At 63.2% G+C, this 7,767-nt stretch carries 9 protein-coding genes and 1 rRNA gene; 6 read left to right on the top strand and 4 right to left on the bottom strand.

The annotated features are described in order from the left end of the window. On the bottom strand, positions 1 to 549 hold a 549-nt coding region (locus tag Q322_RS0118995; RefSeq protein ID WP_029477334.1), incomplete at its 3' end, for a hypothetical protein. A gap of 172 nt (positions 550 to 721) precedes the next feature. Beyond that, positions 722 to 892, bottom strand: a complete 171-nt coding sequence (locus Q322_RS21295; RefSeq protein ID WP_156952944.1) for a hypothetical protein — start codon at positions 890 to 892, stop codon at positions 722 to 724. A gap of 224 nt (positions 893 to 1,116) precedes the next feature. Here Q322_RS21295 and rpmH point away from each other — a divergent pair, with 224 nt between their 5' ends. From rpmH to yidC, 4 genes are all read left to right on the top strand, one after another. After that, positions 1,117 to 1,260, top strand: a complete 144-nt coding sequence (gene rpmH, locus Q322_RS0118985) for a 50S ribosomal protein L34 (protein ID WP_029479434.1) — start codon at positions 1,117 to 1,119, stop codon at positions 1,258 to 1,260. Between the two features lie 87 nt (positions 1,261 to 1,347). Then, positions 1,348 to 1,779: a ribonuclease P protein component gene (gene rnpA, locus Q322_RS0118980; RefSeq protein ID WP_029479433.1), complete on the top strand. Its 432-nt coding sequence runs from the start codon at positions 1,348 to 1,350 to the stop codon at positions 1,777 to 1,779. After that, positions 1,776 to 2,108, top strand: coding sequence for a membrane protein insertion efficiency factor YidD (gene yidD / locus Q322_RS0118975; RefSeq protein ID WP_029479432.1), 333 nt, complete (start codon positions 1,776 to 1,778; stop codon positions 2,106 to 2,108). Before rnpA ends, yidD begins: the two co-directional genes overlap by 4 nt. Further along, positions 2,108 to 3,772, top strand: coding sequence for a membrane protein insertase YidC (gene yidC / locus Q322_RS0118970; RefSeq protein ID WP_029479431.1), 1,665 nt, complete (start codon positions 2,108 to 2,110; stop codon positions 3,770 to 3,772). The genes yidD and yidC overlap by 1 nt, the downstream gene beginning before the upstream one ends. Positions 3,773 to 3,854: 82 nt before the next feature. Here the strand turns inward: yidC and Q322_RS0118965 are convergent, their stop codons facing one another. Both Q322_RS0118965 and Q322_RS0118960 read right to left on the bottom strand, forming a co-directional pair. Continuing rightward, positions 3,855 to 4,799: a hypothetical protein gene (locus tag Q322_RS0118965; RefSeq protein ID WP_029479430.1), complete on the bottom strand. Its 945-nt coding sequence runs from the start codon at positions 4,797 to 4,799 to the stop codon at positions 3,855 to 3,857. Between the two features lie 173 nt (positions 4,800 to 4,972). Continuing rightward, entirely contained in the window at positions 4,973 to 5,701 is a 729-nt protein-coding gene (locus Q322_RS0118960; RefSeq protein WP_029479429.1) for a phosphodiester glycosidase family protein, read from the bottom strand. A 112-nt stretch (positions 5,702 to 5,813) separates the two neighbouring features. On the opposite strand from Q322_RS0118960, the gene Q322_RS0118955 reads away from it, so the two are divergent. Beyond that, positions 5,814 to 7,202 carry an NAD-dependent succinate-semialdehyde dehydrogenase gene (locus Q322_RS0118955; protein ID WP_051668774.1) on the top strand — a complete coding sequence of 463 codons (1,389 nt, stop codon included), beginning with the start codon at positions 5,814 to 5,816 and terminating at the stop codon, positions 7,200 to 7,202. Positions 7,203 to 7,629: 427 nt separating this feature from the next. Next, a 23S ribosomal RNA gene (locus Q322_RS0118950) occupies positions 7,630 to 7,767 on the top strand; the annotation flags it as partial.

The following is a 7,767-nucleotide window of genomic DNA, read 5'->3' as shown; positions in this document are numbered from 1 at the left end:
ATCTTCCCTCACCCTGTCCACATAGCTCACGGCATGGAACACGTCCAGGACGTGCTGCGTAACTCCCAGGCAGTTCATGCGGTCTTCGATCCAGAGTGCGCCGTCGGACACGCTGATCAGCGTGTCCTGTTGCCATACACCCGCCACCCGCAAAGAACCGGCCAGCAGTGGAAGAAACTCGTCTGCATCGCATTTTTCGGCCACTGTGATGCGGTTGGCTGGTGAATTCTCGGCGTAGACCGTGAGCGCTTTGATCTCGAACGCCTCACCCGTTTCTCTGGGAATGTCGTCTCTGACGACATTCTTCCCTGTCTTGTGACCGAGGACGATCACGCCATCAGCCTGCACCACCATCACCCGTCCCTTCGTGCCGGGAAGATTGGGCAACGGTTCTTCCGCTCGAAGTTTCAGGGTATGACGAACCATCTGTGCCGTCTGATACGCGAGCGGTGCCATCAGCCGCTGAAGCTGACTGGTGGAAACGGACAGGCCAAATCGGCAGGCGAGCTTCACCGCACTGGCGTAGCTCACCGCTGTACTGAGTGCCATCAGGTGGTCCAGTGCTTGCGGGGTGAAGCCGCTGGTGTCCAGGCTGGCATCTTTAGGCAGGCTGAGATGACGCCGGTTGGTTCTATGTTCCCAGGTTTGCGCGGGAATCCTGACCGCTCCCCAGCAGCCGTGAATCAGGAGCGTCGTTGCGCCATCCCTGCACCACTGCGGGTCAGTCGGTTGGTGCTGAGGGGGGAAAATCCTGCTTCTGGCGCAGGTTAATGAGGGTCTGGAACAATTCTCGCATCAGCGGACTCTGCTGATTGAGCAAAGTCTGTTCCAGCTCAGCATTGCTGAGCTGCCCCTCGGACTCCTCCAAAAGCTGGTCCAGATGACGTTCCATGACTTGACCTAGAATCTCTCGCTCCGTTGCCATACACCATCATCCCATTTCAGCGGGACGCACCCTTCGCTAGGCCCCCTCTTTTCCCCACTTGCCCCGGCGTGCTACACTTTTCCAGTTTGCCTTCCGAAGTGGGGGCGGGGCTTGCTGCGTTCTATGGGCAGTCCACGAAAAACGCGACGGGCAGCCAGATGGCAGCACAGTCGCCTGCAAGGAGAACGACCATGAAGCGTACCTACCAACCCAACGTCCGCAAGCGCGCCAAGACCCACGGCTTCCGCGCCCGTATGAAAACCAAAGCTGGCCGGAATATCATCGCGCGCCGCCGCGCCAAGGGCCGCCGCCAGTTGACCGTCGCCGACGAGTAAGGCCGTCGGAAGCGGTTGTCTATCGCCAATCCTGAACAGTCCAGCGCCACACAGGCACGGCCCCGCCGTCTGGTGGCGCTGGATTCTTTGCGTGGTGACCGCGAATTCCGCAAGGTCCGCACCCACGGCGCGGCGGTGCGTGATCCGCTGTTTACCCTGCGCCTGACCGAATACCGCCCGCGTTACGGCGAGGCGTGGCAGCCGCGCGCCATCATGGGTATCGTGGTGTCCAAGAAGACCCTGAAACGCGCTGTGGACCGCAACCGCGTGCGCCGCCGCGTACGCGAGGCATTGCGGACCCTGCCGGGTGGTCTGCCGCCGTGCCGCGCCATCCTGTTGCCCAATCCAGGCGTGCTGAGCGTGCCGTTTACGGAGTTGCAAGCGGCGCTGGGCCGTGCGATTGCCAAAGCGCCGGGACAGGGCAAGCGCGGCGCAAAGGCGGGGAACCCCGGACAGGCCAGGCGCGTACCTGAGCGCGTGACTTCCGCACCACCTCCCCCCACCAAGGACCGCCCGTGAGCCTCGCCTCACGTGGCCTGGTGGGGGCTGTGCGGTACTACCAGCGGGTCCTGTCGCCGCGCAAGCCGGTGCCGACATGCCGTTTCACGCCCACCTGCTCGGAATACGCGGCGCAGGCCATCGAGCGGCACGGCGCGGTCAAGGGCGGCTGGCTGGCGGCGTGGCGGGTGGCGCGCTGCAATCCCCTGCTGCCGGGGGGCTACGATCCGGTGCCGGAACAGTTTCCCGGACGGCCAGGTGTAGAACTGTCCAGCACGTCGCCGCCTTCCTTCCAGCCTCAGGCCCCCTCCCTGAAAAGCCCTTCCCCTAAAAAGAGACGCGTATCCTGATGAAACCCAGCCTGACCAAACAAAAACTGTTCCTTCCGCTGATGGCCGCCGCCAGCGCGCTGCTGCTCACGGGCTGCGGACAGACCGGACCGCTGCCGGTATTCGGCAAGGCTATCACCTCCGACTGGATCAAGGCCGATTTCGACGGCAAGCCCGGCGACGAGTACATCGCCACCAGCAACCTGCAAGACGTGGTGTTCAACGCGCGCGGCGAGGTCATTGGCTGGTTCGTCAAGAGTTACGCGGGCACGCCGTACATCAAGCGCAAAGCCGATGGCGGCGTCGATCTAAGCGGCCTCAAGAATCAGGCCAGTCTGGTCAACATGGTGGGCGAGCGCAAGGCGTTTGCCCTGATCGGCGGCGGTCTCGATCCAGCCAGGGCCGCCGAGACTACCGTGCCGCAACTGTCCACCGATCTGCCCGCCAACGAGCAGACCGCCGTGTTCAAGTACACGCAGAGCGGCGTGAGCGTGACCAAGACGGTGGTGCTACATCCGCGCAACTTCAAGATCGACCTGAAGACGGACGTGACGGGCGGCCCGGCCAACGTGAATATGCTGTTTCCGGGACTGGGCAAGGCCGATAATCCCAGCGTGAAGGCCGTGCCGGTGGGCGGGGAACTTGCTTCCGTGCAGGGCAGCGGCACGCTGAAAGTCGAGAACATCCAGTACGCCGCGCTTCAGGAAAAGCCCAACCAGTTGGCGCACGCGCTGATCATCCGTCCGCAGGGCGGCACCACTGTCAATGCCACACTGACCGGCGGCGAGCAGGGCCTGATCACGGCCAGCCTGCCTGCCGTCAGCACCTTGGAAGTCTACGGCGGCAAGAACGAGCTGGTCCACCTGTATCAGAGCGGCTACAGCGAACTGCCGGGCCTGTTTAGCCCCAACCTCTTCGGCAAGATCAGCCTGGTGATCGTCAAGATCATGGAAGAGATTTACAAGTTCGTGGGCAACTGGGGCCTGGTGCTGATGCTGCTGACCATTTTGCTGCGGCTGATCATGTGGCCGCTGATGCAGGCGCAGGGCCGCACCACCGCCCGCATGCAGGTGATGCAGCCCCGGATCAAGGAGATTCAGGACAAGTACAAGGAGCGCAAGGACCGCGACTCGCAGGTCGCCATGCAGGCCGAGATGCAGAAGCTGTACAAGGACTACAACTTCAACCCGGCGGGCTGCGTGTCCACCTTTATTCCGTTTCCGGTGCTGATCGCGCTGTGGTCCACCATCCGCAACTTCGAGTTTGATAGCGGCTTTCTGTGGCTGCCGGACCTGGCCATCCCCGATCCCTTCTATTTCCTGGCGCTGCTTTATCTGGTGGTCAACATCGGGCAGCTCTATGTCATGACCCGCAAGAACCCGCAGATGTTCCGTCAGCAGGCATTCATCTACCTGATCTTCCTGTATTTCGCCCTGACCTTCCCGGCAGGGGTGACCATCTACATCATCCTGTCCACCATGATCGGCATCATCCAGCAGGTGATCATCAACAAGCAGGTGGAGGCCGAGACTGCCACGATTGGTCAGCGGATTCAGAAAACAGTCGTGGCTGCGGGTGCGGGCGGCAGCGGCAAAGTTGTCATTGCCAAGACAGCCCCCAATATGCCTGGCGCAACCAAGCAGCCCCGCAAAACGCCCAAGACGCTGGACGCGCCCAAGGACTGAAGCGCGTTGGCAAGAATCCGCCCTGCCGTGATGGTGAGGGCGGATCTTTTTGTCTCGGTTGGCCCGTCTCGGTTCGGTTGGCCTACTGCGCCAGTCGTCCCCACGCCTTCAGCGTCAGCAGCGCGTCCAGCGTCAGGGCGCTGCGCCACTCGGCCTCGGCGGTGGGCCAGTCTTCGGGAAACTGCCCCAACCAGTTCCAGCCCGGCCCCCACGAGCCGTCCTCGGCCTGAGACGTGATCAGGTGCAGCAGCGCGGTGCTCAGCGGTTCTTCCAGCGCGTGGGCCAGCGGATGTTCAGGTGTAGGGGCCACCATCAGCGGGTTCAGGCCGTATTGAGCAAATTCGTCGGGTGTGGTCTGGACCCGCCCCGGCAGCACGTCGGCCAGATATTCCAGCACGGGCAGGCGGTGGTCCCCGGCAATGTCCAGCGTTCCGGCGAAGACGGCTGCCGCCGCGTGGCCGTTCACGTCGCCCTTCTCCAGACCGGCCAGCATGGAATCCCGCGCCTCCAGGGTCAGTTGGGCCAGCAGGCCCTCCGGCAGCAGCTCGGGCCAGTGCCATAGCCGCCCCACGATCTCGGCGCGCGGATTGACCCGGAAGCCGCCGAAGGTGCGGGCCAGCTCGCCCGGCTCTGCCTGGTTCCACCACGGCGCGTGCGGGTGCGCCTCGGCCTGCGGGGGCAGGAAGGGCCACACGCTGCCGTCCAGATCGGTGTGCAGGTGGGCGCGCAACCAGTCCACAGCGCTGATCAGAAGCGTTTCTTCTGCTGGAACAGCCAACTCGTGCAGCACACGCAGCGCCATCATCGTTGCCAGCACGCTGCTGTCCGGGGCGCGGCAATCTGGCTCCAGCGCCCGCCCGAAGCCGCCGTCCCCGTTCTGGTAGGCGCACAGGGCGTCCAGCACCTCCCCTGCCGCCGCACCCTCAAAGGCGTGGCGAAACCGGGCCATGTCCAGCGGCCTTCCCCGTGTTTCAAGAAAAGCGCGGGCGCGGGCGAAAGCCTCCGGCGTCAGATCGGGTGTGGGCATACGGGAGCGTAGCACCGGGCCAAGTGGCGGGACCTGCGGAGCAGGGAGGAGAGCGGCCCGGCCCGTCTGTTCACGGCAGTGGAGAGAAAATGCGCGGGTCACGTTGTTGAAGGACATTGTTGAAGCATGGTGTTGAAGAAGGTGGAGAGTGGAGAGGACTGAAGCTGCCCAACCTAGCGGCTGACCGTCCAGATGCCCGCGAAGTCGAGAAGTTGGGTGTTGCTTTCGGGCGTGGCGTAGGCGCTGATACTGCCGTCCAGGTACAGCGCGTCGGGGCACTTCAGGCGGTCCCGGAAGAATACGGCAAAGGCGTAGAAGTTGACCGGCCCGGCGCTGACCGCAAAACGCACCCGTCCATCCGCGCACACGCCCACGCCGCTGCGGACCTTGAAAGAACTGCTGCCCTTGTTAAAGGCCGGATGGACCTGCCCGCCCGCCAGCAGCAGCGGCCCCGACTGCGTGGCAAAGGTGGGCTGGGGGTCCAGGCGACGGTAAGCCTGGGTTTCCGTCACGCCTGCCTGTTTGCCCTTGATCCAGAACACCCCGTTGGGCAGCAACGCAAAATTGCCGCCGGAGCGCGCATTGTTGATCGGCACCAGCGCCCTGCCCCCTTCTACGTGCAGCCCCAGCGGACGCAGCCCCGGCGCGTAGATGCCGCTGTTGGTGGCGAACAACATTTCGCGGCCCATCTTCCGCAGGCGACCCTGCACCTGCGAAAAGCTGGCATAGGGCTGGCCCGTGGTGGGATTGAGCCAGTGCAGTTCCAGCCGGTCCGTGTTCAGATCAACCTCGGCGACGGTGTAGAGCATGCCGCCTGACGTGATTCGGTCCAGCTTGAAGGCGTGAGACGCGGGGCTGCATGACATCAGGAAGAGCAGTGGAAGGAAACGGAAGGCGGTCATCGGGAAGCATCATGCCGTCCGGTGGGCGACGGAGGAAAGGGCGCGGTAACTCGCGCGTCGTTTTTGCGGGGCGAAGACAGAAAGGCTTTCGCCCCACGCCTATCATGTCCGCATGACTGCCACCTCTCCCACCTTTGACCTCCGCAGCCCGTCCAGCGGCGAGGTCATCGCCCAGATTCCCGATCACGGCGCTGCCGAGGCGCGTGGAGCTGCCGACCGGGCCGTGACTGCCTTTGCGTCCTGGCGGCGCACGACGGCTTATGCCCGCGCCGCTTTGCTCCGTAAATTCTTTGACCTGATGCTGCGCGACGAGCAGGAGATCGCTGGCCTGATCGCCCGCGAGATGGGCAAGCCGGTCACCGAGGCGCTGGGCGAGGTCCGCTACGCCGCCTCCTTTATCGAGTGGTACGCGGAGGAGGCCAAGCGCGTTTACGGTGACATCGTGCCCAGTCAGGTGCCGGGCAAGCGGCTGTTTGTTACCCAGGAACCGGTGGGGCCGGTGTACGCCGTGACCCCCTGGAACTTCCCGGCGGCGATGGCCACCCGCAAGATCGCCCCCGCGCTGGCCGCCGGTTGCACGGTGATCCTCAAACCCGCAGAACAGTCGCCCCTGACCGCCCTCAAGATGCGTGACCTGTGGACCGAGGCAGGCGGCCCGGCGGACACCTTCCAGGTCATCACGGCCAGCGATCCTGTCGTCATAACAAAGGTGATGATGGACGACGTCCGCATTCGCAAGGTCACGTTCACCGGCAGCACGGAGGTGGGGCGGTTGCTCGCGGCGCAGGCCGCCCCCACCCTCAAGCGCGTGTCGCTGGAACTCGGCGGCCACGCCCCCTATCTGATCTTTGCCGATGCCGATCTGGAGCAGGCCGTGACCGACGTGATCGCCTGCAAGTTCCGCAACGCCGGGCAGACCTGCGTATGCACCAACCGGATCTATGTTCAGCGTGAAGTTCTGGAGGACTTCACGGCCCGGCTGACGAAAGCAGTGGCGGCGCTGAAAACGGGCGATCCTTTAGACGCATCTACCCAGATCGGCCCACTGGTAGATGGACAGGGACTTGAGAAGGTCAAGCGGCATGTTGACGACGCTCTGGCAAAGGGAGCAGTGGCGACTATCGGTGGCGAGGCAGGTGAAGGTCTGTATTTCCAGCCCACTGTCCTGACGGGCGTAACCCCTGACATGCTGGTCATGCGTGAGGAAACGTTTGGCCCGGTGGCCCCGCTAGTGGCCTTCGATACGGAAGAAGAGGCAGTGCAGGCGGCCAACGACACCGAGTTTGGTCTGGCAGCCTACCTCTGGACGACCGATCTCGACCGCGCTTTCCGCGTGAGCGAACGGCTGGAATACGGCATCATCGGGTTGAACGATCCAGTGCCCAGTACCGCCCAGGCTCCCTTCGGTGGGGTCAAGCAAAGTGGCTATGGCCGGGAGGGCGGCCCCTGGGGCATCCAGGAATACTTGAATACCAAGTACCTGAGCGTGACCGTGCGCTGAACCGGGATCAGACCAGAAGCAGAGGCGCAGCGCCCACAGCAACTTTTTTGGTGTTCTGGGCGCTTTTCCGAACCTCTTTATTGCCTACGCTTTTGCAACCCGTCTCCGCTCTATGCGCCGCGAATGAAATGTTTTGGCGTCTAGCCGGGGGTGAGATGTGGGCATAACACTGGTACGAGACTGCCTGTAACCGGTTTTTCCCCTGGTGATGGTTGACCCTCCTGATCCAATCTAGACGCGGCGAACACGAGGGGGGGTTGACAGTTTGAGGAAGTCCCTGTATCTTTTCTGAGCCTCCACGGAGGCGGGACGCATGACAACCGAGCGTGAAAGAGCGAGAGAGACGCGAAATAACCTGCGTTGACCTCAATTCAACCCGTCTTCGGACTGGGCGGATTGAAGTCACGCATTGAGAATCAGAAGGAAAGGTCAAGATACTAAGGGTCCACGGTGGATGCCCTGGCACTGGAGCCGATGAAGGACGCGATTACCTGCGAAAAGCCCTGACGAGCCGGAGATACGCATTGACTCAGGGATGTCCGAATGGGGAAACCCACCTGTTTAC

This window comes from Deinococcus frigens DSM 12807 (genome assembly GCF_000701425.1).
GTDB classification, from domain to species: Bacteria; Deinococcota; Deinococci; order Deinococcales; family Deinococcaceae; genus Deinococcus; species Deinococcus frigens.
The sequence above is the reverse complement of the archived record's forward strand: the minus strand, read 5'-3'. Positions and strand labels throughout refer to the sequence as shown.

Bases quoted from the DNA above. Each gene is read 5' to 3' on its own strand.
- Q322_RS21295 (WP_156952944.1), bottom strand. From the start codon at position 892: ATGGAACGTCATCTGGACCAGCTTTTGGAGGAGTCCGAGGGGCAGCTC.
- rpmH (WP_029479434.1), top strand. From the start codon at position 1,117: ATGAAGCGTACCTACCAACCCAACGTCCGCAAGCGCGCCAAGACCCAC.
- yidC (WP_029479431.1), top strand. From the start codon at position 2,108: ATGAAACCCAGCCTGACCAAACAAAAACTGTTCCTTCCGCTGATGGCC.
- Q322_RS0118965 (WP_029479430.1), bottom strand. From the start codon at position 4,799: ATGCCCACACCCGATCTGACGCCGGAGGCTTTCGCCCGCGCCCGCGCT.
- Q322_RS0118960 (WP_029479429.1), bottom strand. From the start codon at position 5,701: ATGACCGCCTTCCGTTTCCTTCCACTGCTCTTCCTGATGTCATGCAGC.
- Q322_RS0118955 (WP_051668774.1), top strand. From the start codon at position 5,814: ATGACTGCCACCTCTCCCACCTTTGACCTCCGCAGCCCGTCCAGCGGC.